General features: G+C 68.9%; 11 protein-coding genes and 1 pseudogene. 5 read left to right on the top strand and 7 right to left on the bottom strand.

Annotated elements, in window-relative coordinates; translation table 11 throughout:
- A pseudogene (locus tag Q0C59_RS03835) lies at positions 1–1,730 on the bottom strand (hypothetical protein); the annotation flags it as partial.
- Positions 1,727–10,183, bottom strand: a complete 8,457-nt coding sequence (locus Q0C59_RS03830; protein ID WP_291211937.1) for an SdrD B-like domain-containing protein — start codon at positions 10,181–10,183, stop codon at positions 1,727–1,729. The pseudogene Q0C59_RS03835 and the gene Q0C59_RS03830, both read right to left, overlap by 4 nt.
- Before the next feature lie 447 nt (positions 10,184–10,630).
- On the opposite strand from Q0C59_RS03830, the gene Q0C59_RS03825 reads away from it, so the two are divergent.
- Complete coding sequence (locus tag Q0C59_RS03825; RefSeq protein WP_291211934.1) at positions 10,631–11,917, top strand: BLUF domain-containing protein; 1,287 nt, start codon at positions 10,631–10,633, stop codon at positions 11,915–11,917.
- On the opposite strand, the gene Q0C59_RS03820 is transcribed toward Q0C59_RS03825, so the two are convergent.
- From Q0C59_RS03820 to Q0C59_RS03810, 3 genes are read right to left on the bottom strand one after another with little or no spacing between them, the layout of a single operon-like run.
- On the bottom strand, positions 11,893–12,570 hold the full coding sequence (locus tag Q0C59_RS03820; protein ID WP_291211931.1) for a hypothetical protein: 678 nt from the start codon (positions 12,568–12,570) through the stop codon (positions 11,893–11,895). The two genes, Q0C59_RS03825 and Q0C59_RS03820, sit on opposite strands and share 25 nt — an antisense overlap.
- Positions 12,563–13,687, bottom strand: coding sequence for a PHB depolymerase family esterase (locus Q0C59_RS03815; RefSeq protein ID WP_291211928.1), 1,125 nt, complete (start codon positions 13,685–13,687; stop codon positions 12,563–12,565). Before Q0C59_RS03815 ends, Q0C59_RS03820 begins: the two co-directional genes overlap by 8 nt.
- Positions 13,688–13,717: 30 nt before the next feature.
- On the bottom strand, positions 13,718–14,125 hold the full coding sequence (locus Q0C59_RS03810; RefSeq protein WP_291211925.1) for a CopG family transcriptional regulator: 408 nt from the start codon (positions 14,123–14,125) through the stop codon (positions 13,718–13,720).
- Positions 14,126–14,280: 155 nt separating this feature from the next.
- Here Q0C59_RS03810 and Q0C59_RS03805 point away from each other — a divergent pair, with 155 nt between their 5' ends.
- Positions 14,281–15,492, top strand: coding sequence for an AI-2E family transporter (locus Q0C59_RS03805; protein ID WP_304753730.1), 1,212 nt, complete (start codon positions 14,281–14,283; stop codon positions 15,490–15,492).
- A 9-nt stretch (positions 15,493–15,501) separates the two neighbouring features.
- Here the strand turns inward: Q0C59_RS03805 and Q0C59_RS03800 are convergent, their stop codons facing one another.
- Together Q0C59_RS03800 and Q0C59_RS03795 are read right to left on the bottom strand one after the other, a co-directional pair.
- Positions 15,502–16,356, bottom strand: a complete 855-nt coding sequence (locus tag Q0C59_RS03800) for a heme-dependent oxidative N-demethylase subunit alpha family protein (protein ID WP_291211920.1) — start codon at positions 16,354–16,356, stop codon at positions 15,502–15,504.
- Positions 16,357–16,420: 64 nt separating this feature from the next.
- On the bottom strand, positions 16,421–17,308 hold the full coding sequence (locus Q0C59_RS03795) for a LysR family transcriptional regulator (protein WP_291211917.1): 888 nt from the start codon (positions 17,306–17,308) through the stop codon (positions 16,421–16,423).
- A gap of 92 nt (positions 17,309–17,400) precedes the next feature.
- On the opposite strand from Q0C59_RS03795, the gene Q0C59_RS03790 reads away from it, so the two are divergent.
- From Q0C59_RS03790 to Q0C59_RS03780, 3 genes are read left to right on the top strand one after another with little or no spacing between them, the layout of a single operon-like run.
- Positions 17,401–17,823, top strand: coding sequence for a TerB family tellurite resistance protein (locus Q0C59_RS03790; protein ID WP_291211914.1), 423 nt, complete (start codon positions 17,401–17,403; stop codon positions 17,821–17,823).
- Positions 17,820–18,230 (top strand): hypothetical protein, encoded by a 411-nt coding sequence (locus Q0C59_RS03785; RefSeq protein ID WP_291211911.1) that lies wholly within the window; start codon positions 17,820–17,822, stop codon positions 18,228–18,230. The genes Q0C59_RS03790 and Q0C59_RS03785 overlap by 4 nt, the downstream gene beginning before the upstream one ends.
- Positions 18,227–18,865 (top strand): exopolysaccharide biosynthesis protein, encoded by a 639-nt coding sequence (locus Q0C59_RS03780; RefSeq protein WP_291211909.1) that lies wholly within the window; start codon positions 18,227–18,229, stop codon positions 18,863–18,865. The genes Q0C59_RS03785 and Q0C59_RS03780 overlap by 4 nt, the downstream gene beginning before the upstream one ends.
- The last annotated feature ends 15 nt before the right edge of the window (positions 18,866–18,880 follow it).

Raw genomic sequence — 18,880 nt, 5'->3', positions numbered from 1 at the left:
ATCGCGTAGCTCACGCCGACATACGCCGTTTCGCGCACCGCATCGATCAGCTTGTCCAGCGAACGCAGGGAGTCCATGCGCAGCGAGAGCTTGTCGTCGATCTTCAAGGTGGCGGTCACGCCGGCTTCGCTGCGCCCGCCGTTGTAAGACGACGAGATGTTGGCGAACTCGCGGTCGGTGGCGCCGGCCCAGGCGCGGGCTTCCAGCGCCTCGCCCTGGTGTTTGAACTCTATTCGCGCGCCCTTGCCGTCGCCCGCGTCGCCCAGGGCTTCGCGCTGCGAGCGCGCCACCTCCACCATGGCCCAGGTCCGGGTGCCCAGGGTGAGCGTGGCGCTCAGCCCGCTGAGTTTGTACGGGTCCGACGGGTCGCGTGATTCAACGTGGCTGCCGCCGAGTTCCAGCGCGGGTGCAATCCGCACCTGGCCATCGATGCCGCCGAGCCAGTACTTCGGCCCGCCTTGTTCCACCTCGTAGGTCACGCGCACCGAGATCGGGTTCAGGTTCGAATCCACCGAGGGCACAGGCGAACGGAAGAGGATGCTGCCGGCAAAGGGCTCGAACTCGTAGTCGACAAACCGCACCACGGGCTCGACGCGCAGGATGATGCCGGGCTGGTTGCGGTCGCGCGTGAGCAGCTCGACCTTCTCCGAGCCCGAGATGCCGTTCTGGTTGCTCAGGCGGTAGGGGCCCGAGATGCCGCGCGCGGGCTGCTCGTCCACCACCTGGGCGACGTTGTCGCGCACCAGCCAGGCGTTGGCCTCGAAGCTCTCGCCTTCGTGGTGCAGCTTCAGGCCCGAGACCGAACGGCTGTAGCGGCTGAGCTCTCGCGAAGGGCCACCAGCCGCGGTGTAGAAGTCGCCGAACAGCACGAACGAGCGGCCCTGGTCGACCCGCACATAGAGCTGCTGGCGCGACTGGGCATCAAACCCCTTGATCGAGGAGTCGCCGTAGATGGGATAGAACTGGTCCGGCACGATGTCGCGGAACAGGCGGCCACGTTCGGTTTTCTCGGAGTCGTAGGCCAGGGTCAGCAACACGTCGCCGCGCACCATGCCTTTGAGGAAGAACGCAGTGCGCGCACCCAGGGTGCTGCGGTCGCCGTCGTTGCCACCCAGGTTGCGGCGGATCTCCAGCTCGAAGCCGTCGTCCTCGCGCGCCGGGCTGATCTGCGAGGCATCGAGCTTGTTGAGATTGAGCGTGCCTTCGATCACGCCCACCGCAACCATGGGACGTTGCTCGGGCACGAAGCTCACGCTGCCGGCCACGCGCACATTGCCCGATTGCAGCAGCAACTCGGCGTCACCCGCGTCGGGCGAGGCCACCAGCTCCACCAGCGCCACACCATCGCGCACGGCCAGGCGCAGCTCGCGCCGCGGCGGCTCGTCGATGGCGGCACCGGGCACACGCAGGCGTCCCCGGTTGGTGGAGAGCAGCACCTCGGTGGGCGCCGTCACGGGCTGGCCCGCGCGGTCTAACAGGCGCACCGTCACCGGCACCACGCTGCGACCATCGGCCGGTGCGTTGCTGCTGAGCACTTCGAGCACGAGCTGACCGTCGTCGGCCAGGCGCGCTGCGCGCAGGCCGGCGGCCAGCGGCAGGCTGGTCACCGGCTCGGGCAGGGCACCGGTGCGGTTGTTGATGCGGTCGTGGTTGAACTGGGCCAACGCCTGCGGCGCGTGCAGCGCACACATCACGGCGGCCAGCGCGATCGGGTTCAGACGGGCGTTCATCGCGCACCTCCGGCGGGCAGGTCGGTGGAGCGGAACACACGCGGCTTGGGTGCCTGCAAGGGCGGCGCAGACCCCGGCGGATCCACCAGCGGTGTGGTCACCTGGCCGGTGCGCCGGCGCGTATCCACCGAGTCGCGCACGGCGGGCGAGCAACTGCCTTCGATGAAGTCTGCGCGGTGCAACTCGCCGAACTTCAGGTCGAGGAACAGGCTGCCGGCGTCGAGCGCGTTGCGGTTGCTGCTGGTCACGAGCTGGCTGCCGGCGGGCAGGGTGGTCAAGTCGACCCGCATCACCGAGGTGCGCGCGGGCAGACCGCAGATGCTGTACTTGCCTTCGCTGTCGCTGGTGAGGTTCGTGCCGTCCTGCAAGTAGAAGCGCACGCCGGGGATGCCGGGTTCTTCGGCGTCCTGGATGCGGTTGCCGTTGCAGTCCACAAAGACCTTGCCGAGCACACACGCTTCCTGGAAGAACACTCCGCCGGTGATGCGGATGCGTGCCTGCGCGCGGTTGGACGACACCACCGTGCCACCCACGGTGCCGCTGGCCTGGGCGCGGTTGATGCCGTCGCCCTGCTGCGCGCCCACACCCACGCGCAAGCGGTAGGTGATGGTCACGGTGACGTTGGCGGCAAAGTTGCCGGCGTTGAAGTTGAGCACCGGGCCGGGCGCGCCGGCCGGGTCGGCCACCACCACGCCGTCGCGCGTGACGGTGCCGGGAATCAGGCGCAGGCCGGCGGGCAGGCGGTCGGTGATGGTCACGTTGGTCGCGGCGCCGTTGGGGCTGAGCACGCGCAGCGTGTACTGCACCGAGTCACCCAGCTCGACCACCTCGCGCGCCACGTTCTTTTGCAGGAACAGACCTCCACCGGCGAACGGCTCCAGCGGGATGTGGTTGTGGATCACATCGGGCATGCCGGCGGCCAGGTTGAAGCGCAGGTAATACGTGGTGGGCTGGCCCAGCGGGGGCGGGCCGGCCTGCGCCTGCACCAGCAAGGGCGAGGCTCCGGCGGGCGTGAACACGCCGGGTGAGGGCGGGATGGACGCGATCGGCGTGGGCGCGTAGTTGGGCGCCGAGGCGCTCAGCGTGTACTCACCCGTGGTGGCGCCCGGCGCCAGCAGGAACTGGTAGAAACCGCCCGGGCCGGTGACCATCTGGGCGCAGTTGCCCTGGTTCACATAGCTCGCGCCCCCCACCAGCATGGTGGCCGGGTTGAAGCCGGGCGGGCCGCAGAAGCGCACGGTGGAGCCGCCAATGGGTTGTCGCGTGCTGGCGTCGTAGACCACGCCCGAGGGGTCCAGCGGCAGGTCTTGCTGCTGCAGGTTGGCGCCGGGTTGCAGCGTGACGGCCAGGTAGTCGCGGCTGCTGGCCACGCGCGAGGCCGGGTCGCCGCCCGAGTTCTGCGGGGTACCGTAGATCACGTTGTTGGCCGGGTCGCGGAACGCCACACGGTAGTCGCCGGGCACGAGGCCGAGCACGCCGTAGCTGCCGTCGGCGCCGGTACGGAACAGGCTGCGGCCGTCGGGCATGGTCACGCAGCCCTGCACGCTGTTGCTCGGCACGGTGCGGCACAGCACGGCGGCGCCGTTGGCATCCAGGATCTCCACCGCCCAGTCGGGCACAGGCGTGTCACCCGGGTCGCGCTTTCGGTCGGCGTTGTTGTCGCGCCAGACAAAGCCCGACAGGGTGGCGGGCAGGGCCGAGAGCGGCACACCGGTGGGGTCGATGCCTGCGGTCTGGAACGGCGTTTGTGTGAGGCTGGCCGGGTTGATCACGCCGGGTGGCGGGTTGCCCGCGCCGCCGGTGGGCGTGGTGGCGTCCACCGCGTCGGTGCGGATCGCGGCACCCCCCGCACGCGCCTGGTTCAGGCGCGCAGTGGTCACCCCCGGGGTCACGGTCACCGGCACCTCGATCGACACCCATCCGCCCGCGGGCAATGTGGCGTTGCCCAGCACGTCGTTGCCGGCCAGGCCGCTGTAGCCCGCGTTGAGCACGATGCTGGCGCCACCACCGCTCTGGCTGGTGAGGGCGGGTGCGCCGGCGCGGGTCATGAAGTCGGGCAGTGTGTCGCTGATGTCCAGCGTGAGCGGGAAGGCGCTGTCGTTCTGGTAGATCACCTGCCACACCACTTCAGCGCCCGGCGAGATGCCCACCGCCGCCACGGGCGAGACGATGCGCACGGCCTTGTAGCCGCGCAGGGTGGCGCCGGTCACGGTTTCGGCGAAGTTGACCTGCAGGGCCGCGCCCGGCGTTGCGTTGAAGCTCAGGGCCACGGTTTCGGTGGCGCCGCCCAGCGGGCCCACGGTGCCTGCGCTGCCACCGGTCACCGGGCCGGCGCTGTTGAGCACGCTGGTGTAGTCCAGTGGCTGGGTCTGGCGCACGGTGTAGTTGCCCGGCGGCAGGCCGCTGAAGCTGTACTGGCCGGTGCCGTCGGTGGTGGTGAAGCGGGTGATGCTGTTGCCAAAGGCGTCGGTGCCCAGCAGCGTGAGGGTGTTGCCGGCAATGCCGACATCGGTGCCGCCAAAGCTTCCGTCGAGGTTGCGGTCTTCAAACACGCGGCCGGCCACCTGGATGTTGGAGACCAGCGGGAAGTTGTTCTGCACCGACTGCTGCGCCGCACCGAGGTTGATGCCGCTCACCACCGCGGGGCTCACGCCCGGTGCGGTGGCCACGCCGGTGGGCGTGCCGCCCACATTGCCGGCCGTGGTGATGCCGGCGGTGGTGCCGGCCGGTGGTGTGGCCAGGCGCACCTGGTAGCTGGCGCCGGGCGCCAGCGCCGGCAGGCTGAGCGAGCTGAACAGGTATTGGCCAGCGGCGTTGGTGGTGGTGGTGCCCAGCACCGCGCCACCGGCGTCCAGCAGCTCCAGCGTGATGCCGGCCACGGGCGAGTCGGTCGCGGTGAAGGCGCCGCCGCTGTTGTCCGGATCGAAGTACACCGTGCCGCCGATCTGCTGGGCGGGCGGGGTTTTGGTGAACAGGTTGTCAATGGCGGCGCTGGCGCCGCCGGTGAGCGAGATGCCGGTGATTTGCGGCACGGCTTGCGTGCCGGCGGCGGTACCACCGCCGCTGCCCGGCCAGGCCAGCGGCGTGGTGCTGTTGGCCAGGCCTGCAGGCGCTGCGCAACTGCTGCAGGTGAGCGTGTAGCTGGCGCCCGGGGGCACGCCGGTGAAGCTGAAGTTGCCGTTGGCATCGGTGTCCACCGTGCGGTTCACCGGGTTGCCGGCGATGTCGGTGCCGGTCAGGGTGATGGTTTGCACGAGGTTGTTGGCGCCGGGGGCGCCGCTGCCCACGCCGGCGTCCAGGCCATTGACCTGGCCGTCGCCATTGGCGTCGGTGAACACGCGCCCGCTGATGGTGCGGTCGCTGGCCACTTCACCGAAGTTGTTGTTGGCCGAACGCGTGTTGGGCGGCAGCACGATGCCGGTGACTCGGCTGGTGCCGGCATCGATCACGTAGGCCGTGGGCGGGCCACCGTAAGCGACCGCGGGTGCGTTGTTGGAGCCGGTGCCTGCGGTGCCGGTGGCGGCCCCAGAAGTCAGGTTGGTCACTGCACCAGCGCTGGTCTGGCCATTGACCGTGCCGGCGGGCTGTGTGCCCTCTGTGAGCACATAGCCCGGGCATCCCGGTGCGGCCAGGGGCGAGCAGCTGGGTCGCAGGCCGGTGAAGCTGTAGTTGCCGTTGGCATCGGTCACCGCGCTGCGGTTCACGGACTGGTTGAGGTCGTCCACGCCCTGCAAGGTGACGCTCACGCCGGCGATGCCGGGCTCGGTGCCGTTGGCCACGCCGTTGTTGTTGTCGTCGCGGTAGACCTTGCCCGAGACCTCGGACGGCAACACCTCACCGAAGTTGTTGCCCACCGAGCTGGCCACGTTGCCACCGGAAAGGTTGAGCTGGATGTTGGAGCGCCGGGAGATGAAGTCGACGCTGCTGTTGTTCGGTGTGCCGACCGTGCCGGTGCCGCCGGTGATGCTCGACTCGGCCGTGGTGGCCGGTGTGAGACGACCGGGCAAGGTGCCGCTGAGGGCGTTGGTGGCGGTGCTCGGTGAGGGCGAGGCGCCCGAGCCTTGCACGTCGCTGCCGGAGCGCAGGAAGCGCACCGAATAGTCCGAGCCTTGGGCAGCGGTATCGACGAGTTCGCTGAACACGTAAAAGCCGCCGCTGTCGGTGGTGGTCTTCTGCAGCACCACGCTGTCGAGAGAACGGATCAGGCTCACCGACTGGCCCGCCAGCGGGAGTTCGCCCACGTCGTAGGCGCCGTTGTTGTTGGCGTCGATGTAGGCCCGGCCCGAAATGGAGCCCAGCGGGCTGACGCGCAGCTCGGCGGTGGTGGGCTGGCCGTTGCTGCCCGCGTTGGTGAGCAGGGCGCCGGCGAGAAGCTGGTTGGTGTAGGTGCCGGCGTTGGCCGCCGTCACATTGACCTCGATCGTGCAGCCACCGGCAGGGATGCTTGCACCGTTGGCGTAAACCACTTGCGAACTGCCGGCGGTGGCGGTGACGGAGCCGGTGGTGCAGGTGCCGCCCACGGCGGGCGTTGGGGCCACGGTCACGCCCACGGGCAGGTTGTCGGTCAGGGCCTGCTGCAGCGTCTGGGCCGACGGATTGGCATTGCCCAGGGTGATGATCAGGCGCGACACGCCGCCAGGCGAAACAGTGGGCGGCACGAAGGCCTTGTTCAGCGTGGGCGGCTGCAGCACCCGGACCTGGGCCGTCGCCGGGTCGGCGTTGCTCACGCCCTCGGTGGCGGTCAGCGCCCCCGTGGGGATGGTGTTGATGTACAGCCCAGGTGTGTTGGACACGGTGTCGAACGAGAAGCTGCACGAGCCGCTGGCGGGCACGGTGGCGCCCGACACCTGGGCGCTGGTGGCCGAGGCCAGTGCGCTGACGGTGCCACCGGCGCAGGTGGTTGCCGTGTTCGGCACCTGTGCCACGAACAGGCCGCTGGGCAGGTTGTCGACCAGCGCGACGCCGGTGAGTGCTTGTGTGGCGTTGGGGTTGCTGATCGTCACGGTGAGCCGGTTGGGCGCGCCGGGCGCCACGGGGCTGGCCGCAAAGGCCTTGCTCACGGTGGGAGGTGCCAGCACGAACAGGGTGGCGGTGGGGCCGGGCTGCGGGTTGGTCACCGCGCCTTCATTGGCCACCACGGTGCCACCGGGAATCGTGTTCACGTAGGCACCGGGGGCATTGGCGCGCACGTCCACGCGGATCTCGCACACGCTGGGGCCGGCAGGCAATTGCGCGCCGCTGAAGCCGATGCTCGATGCGGTGGTGGTGAGCGTGGCGCCCGCGCAGGTGGTGGTGGCGTTGGGGGGTGTGGAGAGCTCCAGCCCGGCCGGGAAGTTGTCGGTGCTGGAAATGTTGGTCAGCGCCTGCGGCAGCGAATTGCGGATGCGGATGACCAGACGCGCAGGCTGGCCCACACCGACGGCGGTGGGATCAAAGAACTTCTCCACACCCAGACCGGCCAGTGACGCCACGTTGGCAGTGAAGGGGTTGGCGTTGGTGACCCCTTGCGTGTTGGTGATCGCACCGGCCGCCAGGGTGTTGTTGAGCGTGCCCACGAAGGCCGAGGTGATGTTGACCGACACCGTGCAGCCGGCATTGCCGCCCACCGAGCCACCGGAGAGGCTGACCGTTGTGGACTCGGCGGCGGCGTTGACGATGCCGCCGGGGCAGGTGGTGGCGGCATTGGGCGACGGCGCGACCACCATGCCCGAGGGCAGGTTGTCGACCACGCCGAGATCTGTCAGGGCTGTGGCGCTGAGGTTGTCGATGCTGATCGTGAGGCGCGAGACACTGCCCGGGCCGCTGAGCGTCGTAGGCGAGAAGGCCTTGGTGAGGTTCACGCTCGTGGTGATCTTGTTGAGCGTGGCGCTGACCGGGTTGGTGTTGGCCACACCGCCGTTGGCGGTGACGCTGCCCACCGGCAGGGTGTTGGTCGACGGCGTGCTGGTGGAGGTGGTCACGTCGAACAGGAAGTCGCAACTGCTGCTGCCGGCAATCTCGGCGCCGGTGAGGCTGGCCGAGACGCCGCCCGCAGGCGCGTTCAGCACGACCGGGCCGGCACACGTGGTGCTGGGGTTGGGCGCGGCGGCCAGCGCCAGGCCGGTGCCGGTCAGCGGGTCGGTGACGCTGACGTTGCTGAGCAGTCCGCTGCCGGTGTTGCCCAGCGTGATGCGCACGCGGCTTGTGCCGCCCACCTGCACCGGGTTGGTCAGGAAGGTCTTGGCCGCGGTGAGGGCGGGCAGGTATTCCAGCGTGGCGGTGGTGGTGTTGAGGTTGCGCACCGTGCTGCCTGGCACGTTTCCGATGGTGCCGGTGGCGCTCACGGTGTCGGCGGCGTTGGCGCCGGTGAAGGCGGGAATGCTGTTGGTATGCACGCCCACGGTGCCACCGACCACGTTCACCCGCACGCTGCACAGGCCGGCGGCAAACGGGGTGACCGAGCTGCGCGCCGGGATGTTGCCGCCGCTCAGGCTGAAACCGGTGTCGCCCGGGTTGGCCGTGACGGTGCCGCCGCAGGTGCTGACCGCATTGGCCGGGCTGGCCACCCGCAGCACGCCCGGTGTGCCGGGCAGGGTGTCGGTGAAGGCGACATTGCTCAGAGCCGAGAAGTTGTTGTTGGTCAGCACGATTTCGACCACCGAAGGCGAGCCCTGGAAGAGCTGGCGCGCATTGACGCCATCAAACGTCTTGGTCACCACCAGCGGGTTCACTACCGTGAAGCTGACCGCGCCCGAGCTGCCGGAGACGGTGCCGTTGCCCGCGCCGAAGCTGGCGTTGGTGAGGGTGGTGCTGGGCGCTGCATTGGTGGGAACGCGTGCGGTGAAGCGCACCACACAGGTGGTGCCGCCGGGTGCCGCAGACGGAAAGTCGAACGTGAACTGGGGGGCAGTGGCCAGGGGTGCGGGGAAGGGTGCCGAGAAGCTGCAGCCGCCACTGATGGTGGGCGTGATGCCGCCTTCGGTGGTGTCCACGTAGACCATGCCGGCGGGCAAGGTGTCGGTGAAGGTGACGGACGTCTGCGGGGCCAGGCTGAACGAGGTGAGGGCCACCGAGAAGGTCGCCACGTCGCCGGGCGCCACGGTGGTTGGCGCAAAGGTCTTGGCCACGGTGAGCGCGTTGTTGCGAACTTCCAGCGCGGCCGAGCGCGCAGGTGAAATGAAGCCCTGGTCGTTGGTGACGCCCTGGGTGTTGCCCACGTTGCCGGCCGGGATGCTGTTCGTGTGGGTGCCGGGTGTGTCGGAGGTGACGGGGTAGCTGATCACGCACTCGGCGCCGGCGGCGATGGTGGCGTTGGCCAGGGTGAAGCCTTTGTCGACACCCGCGTCGGTGCCGGTGGTCAGGGTCGCGCCCGCACCGCAGGCGGTCAGGTTGCCCGCGCCAATGGCGCCGGCGTTGCGCACGGGGGCTGGCCAGCCGGTGCCCACCACATCGGCCAGGCCCAAGCCAGTCAGCGGCGCCAGGCTGTTGTTGCGGATGCGCACGGTGAGCTGCGAGTTGGTGCCGGCCGTCAACGGCGTCACCGAAAAGCCTTTGCCCAACACGATCGGGCTGTTGACGGTGATGGCTGTGCTGGTGCCCGGGTAGTTGACGCCCCGGGTGTTGCCGATGTCGCCTGCCGCAATGGTGTTGGTGCCGGCCAGCGAGGCCACGCCGGCCGGGAGCACGCCGCGAATGGTGAACTGCAGGTTGCAGGTGCCCGGGGAGCCGGCGGGAATGGCGCCGCCGGTGAGCGTGACGCTGCTGGCATTGAAGCTGGTGCTGCTGCCGCAGGTGGTGGTGACCGGGCCCTCCACCTGCAGGTTGGCGGGCAGGTTGTCGGTGAAGGTCGTGAACGGAATGTTCACCCCCGGGTTGGGGTTGGTGAAGGTGATGGTCGCGGTGCGCGAGAGCCCTTGCGTGAGTGTGGCGCCACCCAGGTTCTTGCTGACCGCAGGCAGCAGGATGTTGTTGACCAGGATGCTCTGCTGCGCCACCGTGGCGGCGTTGGGCGTCAGGTCGGTCGGGTTGATGACGTTGGTCCAGGTGCTTCCGCCCTGGAAGGAGGTGATGTCGACCTCGATCGCGCAGGTGCCGTCAATGCCGCCGCTGATGCCCGGGATGCTGAAGCCGCTGACGGTCAGCGTGTCGTTGCCCCCGGCAGGCGTTGGCGTGATGGTGGCGCCCGCGCAGGTGCTGGACGGCGCCACATAGCCGGGAAAGCCCGGGTCGTACAGCCTGAGCTGCGGTGGAAAGTTGTTGATCAGCTGGGCGCCGTTCACCTGCACGTCGCTGTTGCTCACCGTGATGGTGAGGCGCACGCGCTCGCCCACCACGATGGTGTTGGCGCTCACGCTCTGGCTGACCACCAGGGTGGCGTGGGCCGAGGCCGCGAAGAACAGCGTGGCCACGCAGGCCAGCACCAACGAGCGAACGAACCCACCCGCGCTGCGTGCGCGAGAACTCCAACGACTCATGTCTAAAACCCGGTGGCGTGCCTTGCAGGCTCGTCGCCTGAAGGTATCGGGCGCTGAAACCGTTGGACAGAACTGGCGTGGAACCACGAAAGTTCACATGTTTCAGATGTGAGAAATTCGTTGCTGTATGAAACGGGGGGGAGTATATCGGGGCCTCGCCAGCGGGCAAGCCTGAGGCGGCCGCAATTCGGCGGACCGTGAAACACAGCACGGCGTTTGCAGGCAAACTCCGGAAGGGGCGGCTGAATGCCTTCGCGTTACATCGACGGCCCAACCCCGTTTTGCAGCACCTGTTTTGTGTTTTTCAGGCCCGGGTAAACCTTGCTTGACAGGGAATTGGACGCGGCAGGATCATGCCCTCGGTCAAGAGTTCCTCTGCTCGAGTTAACGAACCGACCAGCGCGCACCGCCATCCCGCGACACCCAACCTGTTCACTCAAGAGCGCCGTGTTGTCCCGCCCCTCCACCCCTCTGTCTGCCGTTGCCCAGGCCAGCGCCCAGCCGGCCTTGGCCACGCTTGTTTACCGCAGCCGCTGCGTCACGCCGCTGGATGACGCCGCGCTGAAGCAACTGGTGGAGGCAGCCCTCCAGCGCAACCAGGCTGAGTCGGTCACTGGCTTGCTGATCTACGACGCCGGGCGTTTCCTGCAGTGGCTCGAAGGCCCGGCCGAGAGCGTGAACCGCATCTGGCAGTCGATCCGGGTCGACAGCCGGCACACCGATGTGGAGATCCTGGGCCACATGCCCAGCACCGTGCGCTGTTTCCCCGACTGGGGCATGAAGCTGGGCGACCGCGATGCGAGCGAGCGGCCCGATGCCGCCAACGACGCGCACATGAGCCCGCCGCACAACCTGATCGAGCTGCTGCGCAGCCAGCAAGGCATGCCGCATGCCAGCGCCACCGAGCTCTGGCAGAGCGCCCCGGCGCAGCCCGCGTTCGAACACGAGTTCGCCCGGCTGGACCACGAGATCCTGCGGCGCGTGGTGGATTCCACCGTGCTGCCGCAGGTGACGCCGCGCTACGGCATCGAACAGCCGCTGCACGTCGAGGCCGATCGCGATCCCCGCATGGCCAGCCTGGCCCGCCTGCTGGTGGCGGCGGACCCGGCCGAGGCGTTTGCGCTGCTTGATGTGCTGCACGCCGAAGCCGGCTCGCTGCGTGCTTCGTGCATGTGGGTCTCGGAGCCGGCCGCGCGCGACCTGGGCGACCTGTGGGCGTCCGACGAAGTGTCTGAATTCGACGTGACGCTCGGGCTGGGTCGGCTGCAGCAGTCGTTTCGCAAGCTGTGCCTGGAGGCCGATCACAACGACCGACCCCAGGAGCGCCTGCGTGGTCGCATCCTGATCGCGCCGCTGCCGGGTGAGCAGCACCTGATGGGTGCCGTGTTCGACGCAGAAATGATGTGGCGCGAAGGCTGGGACACGCACTGCGAGTTTCCCGAGGACAACGCGGCCCTGATCAAGCTGGTCAAGCGCCAGTGGTTCGACGTGGTGGACCTCTCGCTGAGCCTGGCCTTCAACCGCGAGGACTGGATGCCGCGCATGGCGCAGACCATCGCCGATGTGCGCCGCGCGTCACTCAACCCGGCGCTGGTGGTGGTGGTGCGTGGCCGCGTGTTTTTTGACCACGATGGGCCCTTGCCCGAGCTCATTCACAGCGTGGGCGCGGACGGCGCGAGCACCGCCGCGGTGCTGGTCGTGCCGTCGTTTCAGGCTTCAGCCGCCCGCGGCTGAAGGGCTTTCACCGGCACCCCGAGGGTGCTCAGCCGTCCGGTGAGGGTTTCCGGCCCGTTCTGCACCACCAGCCAACGCACCGGGTGCGCGAACCGCAACGACGACGATTGCATCGCCGCCAAAGTCTCCACCAAGGTCTCTTGCGGCCAACCCACAGCCACCACGAGCGTGGCCCGGCGCGGCTCGAACCGCGCCAGCGCCGCACGCGCTTCAGGCTCGTTCAGCGCATAGCCGCAGTCCCACGGGTCTGAGGCCTGGCGGCGGCGCCACCACATCACATCGCAAGCCTTCACCCGCAGGCGCAGCCGCAGACCCGCCAGTGCACCACCGGCCGCCAGCAGCTGATGGCTGCCGTCGAGGTGGCGGCTGAAGGCATCGATCAGGTCGAGTGCGGTGGGGTCGTCCGCGGGCCAGACCGCAGCAGAGAACGGCAGCTCCACTTGCGGTGCTTGTGTGGGCCGCAGCAGCGGACTGCTGCCTGTGCCGGCGCCCTCGAAACTCCAGGCTTGCAACGGCGCCCACTGCGCAAGTTGCGTGGCGGACGGCTTGCGCACCGCGTTGGCCGGCTGACCCGGCAGCGCCACTTGAAGGGCCGCGCCGTCAAAGCGCGCGCGCAGCGTGGCCAGCAGGCGGCGGCGTCGGACTTCAGCCACGCGGCTTCTGCGCCAGGAAGAAGCGCAGCATCTCGGCCGAGGCATCGGGCCCGGCGTTGTCGGTGTACGAGCCTGCGGCGTCGCCGCCCGACCATGCGTGGCCCGCGCCGTGCACGGTCCACTGCTCCACCAGCACGCGGCCGGTGGCGTCGGCGTGCACGTCGCGTGTGTAGCTGCGTCCGCCCGAGGCGGTGCCGCTGTGGTGGCTGATGTCCAGCGCGGGCGTGGCCTGGCGGGCCTGCTGTGCAATGTGCTCGCCGTTGCTGTGCTGCACGGTGTGGTCGCGGTCGCCGTGGAACACGATGGTGGGCACGGCGTGTGTGGCGCTTCGCCGTGGGTCGTCGCCGGTGCCGGGGAAATGCGCGCGGCCCATCACGGCACGGCCCTTCATGGCGGCCATGGCCGAGGGGATGTCGTGCGCAGCCGCGTATGGCAGACCCGAGTGCGCGCCCACAGCGGCAAACAGGTCGGGCCAGGTCTCGCCCAGCACCACCGCCATCGCCGCGCCGGCCGAGAGCCCGGCCACGAACACGCGCTGCGCGTCCACCGGTTGCTCGGCCATGACGGTGCGCACCATGGCCGCGATGAGCGCGGGTTCACCACCTTCGCGCACCTGGTCTTGCGGGCGAAACCAGTTCCAGCAGCGCGAGGCATTGGCGGTGGTCGATTGTTCGGGGTAGAGCACCAGAAAGCCGTGTTCGTCCGCCAGGCGGTTCATCTGCGTGCCGGCGGCAAAGTCGTCGGCCGACTGGGTGCAGCCGTGCAGCATGACGACCAGCGGCCATGGGCCCTGGACCGTGCCGGCTCGCAGCGCCGGCAGGTAGAGCTTGTAGTCGCGCGCGCCGGCCGGGTGCTGCAGCGTGCGGCGCACGAACTGGCCGGCGCCGGGTGCCGAGGGCTTGGCGTCGATGTCGCGCGCCAGCACGTCGAACACGTCCGCATCGGCGCGGGACACCACAGTCCCTCCTCCCAGCCCTGCGGACGCCAGCGCCTTGCGGATGGTCTCGGTCACGCCCTGGAGCGGCCCGCTGCGGGTGTCGAGTCCGGCCTGCGCGAACGCCTTGCTGAGGGTGTCGTTGATGTTCATGGCCAAGGTCGGCGAGTGGGGTGTTTTCAAGGTGTGTGTTTCGTCAAAGGGAAAGAAGATTCAAACGGTGCGGGCCGCCAGCGCGCGGCGCACCGCGGGGCTGGCGTGGAAGGCGCCGAGCACCGAGACGGATTCGATGGCGGCCAGGGCGAGTTCGGGCGTCACGTCCTCGTCGATGCGGGCCAGGCCCACCACCTGGATGCGCAGGCGTTCGCCAGCGGCCACGGTGCGCTCCAGCCCGGCGCGGGTGAGGTGCTGCAGGCCGAGCGTGAGCGTCTTGCGGGCCACGGTTTGTTTGAGCGTGTCGGCGTGGGTGGCCAGCAGGTTGCGCACTGCCGTGCGCACCAGGTCGGAGCGGTTGGAGTAGAAGCCTTCCTGCACCAGCAGGTCAACCTGACCGAGATCGACCACGCCGAGGTTGACGGTCATCTTTTCCGAATCACCCACGCGGGGGCGGAGCTCGTGCATCCGGTTTGTCATTGTTTTGCCATCCATGTGGAATCCATATGGATGGCATTTAAGCACGTTTCGGCGGATTGCAAGGGCGTGACCGCCGCACAACGCACCAGTGCGCTGGCGAACAGCGCCATACTCGGCGCGCCCCCAAACTCCCGGCCGTGAACATGACAACACCCGCCACACCTGCCGACCCCGCTGCGGTCGAATCCACCTCCAGCGAGGCGCAAGACCTGTCGCCCCTGCCGGCGCCCGCAGTCTCGGCCCCGCTCACGCTGCGCCTCATGCTGGCCGCCGTGACGGTGGCGTTCTTCTGGATCCTGCTGCCTTTCTTCGGCACCATTTTGTGGGGTTCGATCATCGCGTTGATGTTCGCGCCGCTCTACCGCTGGTTGTTGCCGCGCATGAACCACCGGCACACACGCGCCGCGCTGGCCACCATGGGTGCCGCGATGCTGGTGGTGGTGCTTCCGGCGGTGCTGGTGGTCATCTCGCTGGCGCGCGAAGCCACACAGATGTACACCCGCATCCAGTCGGGCGAGGTCAACCCGGCCTTGATGCTGCGCGGGCTGTTCAACGCCTTGCCCGACGGGCTGATCGCATTTCTGCGGCGCTTCGGTCTGGGCAGCTTCGACCAGGTGCAGCGCAAGTTCAACGCGCTGCTCACGCAGGGCAGCGAGCTGATTGCCACCCACACCTTCAACTTCGGCCAGGACCTTTTCACGCTGGTCATCAGCCTGTTCATCACGCTGTACCTGGCGTTTTTTCTCACCCGCGACGGCGCCAGCATCGTGCGCAGCATCCGCATGGCGATCCCGCTGCCGCCCGACCACAAGCAGGAACTGCTGGAGCGCTTCGGCACCGTGCTGCGCGCCACCGTCAAGGGCAACCTGGTGGTGGCGTTGGTGCAGGGCATGCTGGGTGGCCTGGCGTTCTGGGTGCTGGGCGTCAACGGGGCGCTGCTGTGGGCGGTTCTGATGGCTGCGCTCTCGCTGCTGCCCGCCGTGGGCGCCGGCCTGGTGTGGGTGCCGGTGGCCCTGTACCTGTTTGCGGTGGACCAGGTGTGGCAAGGCGCAGCGCTGGTCGCATGGGGTGTGCTGGTGATCGGGTTGGCCGACAACGTGCTGCGCCCGCTGCTGGTGGGCAAGGACACCGGCATGCCCGACTACCTGGTGCTGATCACCACGCTGGGCGGCATCGCGGTGATGGGCATCAACGGTTTTGTGATCGGCCCCACCATCGCGGCCATGTTTGTGGCGGTCTGGCACATCCAGACCACCACTCGACCAACCATTCCGCCGCACAAGCCCCCGGTGGTGGAGCCCACGCAGCCGGCGCCGGCTGAGGCGCAAGCGCCGGTCGATTCCGCGAAACCCTGAAGCCTGGCCTCAGCCGAGCGCCTGCAGCTCCTGCAACAGGCGCTCCCGCACGCCCTGCATGCCGCGGTAGTGCACCACGGCGTCGCTCATGGAGTGCAAGGCCTCACGCAGTTCGGCCGCGCGGCTGGGCTCCACCGACAGCACATCCACCAGACCACAGACCATCACGCGGATGAAGAACACACCGCGTTGGAGCGCGGGCAGCGGCAGCGTGGTCTGGCGCTCGACGCGAAAGAACACCTGATCGATCAACCGACCCGAGAGCGAGATCTCGGCCTGCAGCAGCGCGTCTTCCCAGCGGCTGCGGCGGCTTTCGGGGTGCTGGGACAGGTCGGCGCCGGGTGTGATCAGCCACACATGGCGCAGCATCGAGGCCTTGCGAAACGCCATGTCCACAATGCCTGCTGCGCCCGCCTGCAGCAACGCGTTGTCGGCCACGGGCGCGTGGATGGCGGCAAAGTCCAGGCCCAGCTTCTCGGCCGGGTTCCAGTTCGACGGAAAACACACCGCCAGAAAACGCGCTCGCATGCCCGCCGGCTCGTCGTGCAGGACCACAAAGTCTTCCTGCATGCCGCCCGCCAGCGCGTCTGCGGTGGCATCCAGGTGCACACCGGTCTGCGCCGCGTAGGCCTGCGCGATGGCCTGCAGCACCTCGGCGTCGGGCTCGCCGTGCAGGGCGTTCGGCCCCGGCGCTTGCAGCACGGCGGCCTTCTCATCGGCGTAGGCACCGGCCAACGCATCGCGCATGAAAAGCGGTGGCACATCGACTGCGGGTGCCGCGGGCAGGCGCTTGAGACCGGGGTGCATGCGAAACGGCCGGGTCACGGGCCAGGGCATCTGGGGGGCGGGTGTCAGGGTCGGCATGGTGCACCGATCTTCCCGCAGAGCTGCGCGGCCGTTGGTGCCACTTTCTGGCGCCGCGCGCGCTTCAAGCGGCCGGCGCGCTGAGCAGGCTCTGCACCAGCGGGTGCTGCACCTTGCGCGCGGTGCCGATGGCGTAGAAGTGTTCGCGCACGCCGTCGCAGGCGCCGATCCACTGCAGGCCGTAGCCCTTGGACAACTTCTCGCGCATGCGCTCGGAGGCCGGGAACACGCCCATGCCCGACGAACCGAAGGTGGCCAGCAGCGCGCTGTCTTCAAACTCGCCCACCACACGCGGCAACACGCCGTGGCCCTCGAACCACTGGTCGATGCGCAGGCGCACCGAGGCGTGGGCGGTGGGCAGCAGCACCGGCACGTTGGCCAGGCTGTTGGGAAAGTCCTGCTTCGCCTGGGCCAGCCAGGCTTTGGGGGCGTACCAGCCCAGGGCCGACGAGCCCAGCGCGTGGCTGTAGAGCCGCAGGTTGGGGTTGGCCGGGGCCGGCCGGTCGGCGAGCACCACGTCAAGCCGGTGCAGCGCGAGTTCGGCGAGCAGGTCGTCAAACTCGCCTTCGTGGCACAGCAGGCGCAGGTTCGGCTCCGCCATGGCAGGCTCGAGCAGGTCGCGCACGGCGAGTTTGGGCAGGCCGTCGGAAATGCCCACCACCAGACGCACCTCGCTGGCGCGCGTGGCGTCGCGCACGGCCGCGGGCAGTTGCTCACCCAGATGAAAGATCTGCTCGGCCACCTGCAACGCAGCCTGTCCCGCCTCGGTGAGCGCCAGCCCGCGCCCGGCGGGCTTGAACAGCGCGTGGCCCAGCGACTGTTCCAGCAAGCGCACTTGCGCGCTCACCGTCTGCACCGCCAGCCCGAGGCGGTCGGCTGCGTGCGACATGCCGCCCTCCTTGGCCGTGACCCAGAAGTAGTACAGGTGCTTGTAGTTGAGTTCCGTGTTCATGCATCGTCTTTTCGGAATGATTGCGCAGCGATTTTCTGCTTTTTCAACGCACTGTGCGTGCTTATGCTCGCGCTTTTCGTCAGGAGATCCCCATGCGCACCTACTCCGTCAACAGTCCCCAGGCCGCTGCCCGCCTGCTGGCCATGGCCCTGGTGGCCGATGGCAACTACGCCCTGAGCGAGATCAGGGCGCTGGACCGGCTGGACGCCGCACGCCAGCTCGGCCTGCCGCCGCAAGACCTCAAGGCTGTGATCGACGCTTTCTGCGAAGACCTGCTGCTCGGCGCCCACGGTGAATGGCTGGGCTCGTCGCAGCTCGATGCCGCCACCCGCCAGGCCCTGCTGGCCGAGGTGACCGACCCGGGCCTGCGCGAAACCATCGTGGCCTTGTGCGAAGCGGTGGTGGAGGCCGACGGGCACCTGGCCGAAGGGGAAACTGCGATGCTCGACAGCCTGACACATGCCTGGCGCAAGATGCCCCAGACCCACCAAAACTTCGAAGGAGTCTTGCCTTGAAAACCATCATCTGGGGCGTGTTCGCCTTTCTTGCGGTGTGCTGGACCGCGCTGATCGCGCTGTCGGTGCAATTGACGCACTGGCTGGTGGGCGCCGCCGGCTCGGGTCAGGCCACCTCTGCCGCCACGGCCGTGGGCGAGTGGCCAGTGCCGGCCTGGGCCGCGCTGTGGGTGGACCCGGCGTGGATCCAGTCCTTGCAGTTGATGTGGCTGGACCTCGTGCAGTGGCTGGGCCAGGTTGCACCGTCGAGCGAAGGCGTCATGGGCTGGATCACACCGCTGCTGTGGACCGGCTGGGGTCTGGGCATGTTGTGCCTGTTGGTGCCTGCGATCGGCCTGCACTGGATGGTGGGCCGCTTGAACAAACCCACCGCGCTGCGCGGCGTCCCTTCGCAAGGCCACGTTTGAGCGAGCGGCTGGCGCAATCGCTGCGCAGCGCGGCCCACGCGCACGCGGCCAGTGCACGGACGGAACCACCCACCGACCCGGCCGATCTCCGCCTGAACCTGGCCGAGTTGCTGCAACTGCACGGTGACAGTTCGACCGCGGTGGTGCTGATGCTCATGGCCTTGCTCACCGTGGTGCCCATCGCCGGTGCGGGCACGGTGCTCAGCCTGGGCATTCTGGTCATCGCCTGGGGCTGGGCGCGCGGGCGCGACTCGGTGGACTTGCCCGATCGCCTGGGCGCGCTGAGCCTGAACGAACGCTGGACCGGGCGCTGCCTGCACGGCCTGGCCTGGGTGTACGAGCGCGCCAACCGCTGGCTGCGACCTCGGTGGTTGGTCTTGAGCCACGGCGCCACGCGCTGGGGCTGGGGCGTCTGGATCGCCCTGATGGCAGGGGTGATCTTCCTGCCCTTGCCGCTGGGCAACGTGCTGCCCAGCATGAGCCTGATCCTGCTGAGCCTGGGCTGGATGTTTCGCGACGGCATGGCATTGGCGGTCTCTGCGCTGACGGGTTGTGCGGCGCTGGCCTACACCGCATCACTGGCCCACCTGCTGGTGCAACTGGTGGACCGGGCCCGGGGTTGGCTGCCCATCTGACACCCGCTGCGGCAG

Origin of the sequence: Hydrogenophaga sp. (assembly GCF_022844385.1) — a bacterium.
Lineage (GTDB): Bacteria > Pseudomonadota > Gammaproteobacteria > Burkholderiales > Burkholderiaceae_C > Hydrogenophaga.
The sequence above is the reverse complement of the archived record's forward strand: the minus strand, read 5'-3'. Positions and strand labels throughout refer to the sequence as shown.

Excerpts from the sequence above, each read along its gene's own strand:
- Q0C59_RS03795 (WP_291211917.1), bottom strand. The coding sequence starts at position 17,308 with ATGAACACGGAACTCAACTACAAGCACCTGTACTACTTCTGGGTCACG.
- Q0C59_RS03805 (WP_304753730.1), top strand. The coding sequence starts at position 14,281 with ATGACAACACCCGCCACACCTGCCGACCCCGCTGCGGTCGAATCCACC.
- Q0C59_RS03810 (WP_291211925.1), bottom strand. The coding sequence starts at position 14,125 with ATGCACGAGCTCCGCCCCCGCGTGGGTGATTCGGAAAAGATGACCGTC.
- Q0C59_RS03830 (WP_291211937.1), bottom strand. The coding sequence starts at position 10,183 with ATGAGTCGTTGGAGTTCTCGCGCACGCAGCGCGGGTGGGTTCGTTCGC.
- Q0C59_RS03790 (WP_291211914.1), top strand. The coding sequence starts at position 17,401 with ATGCGCACCTACTCCGTCAACAGTCCCCAGGCCGCTGCCCGCCTGCTG.
- Q0C59_RS03800 (WP_291211920.1), bottom strand. The coding sequence starts at position 16,356 with ATGCCGACCCTGACACCCGCCCCCCAGATGCCCTGGCCCGTGACCCGG.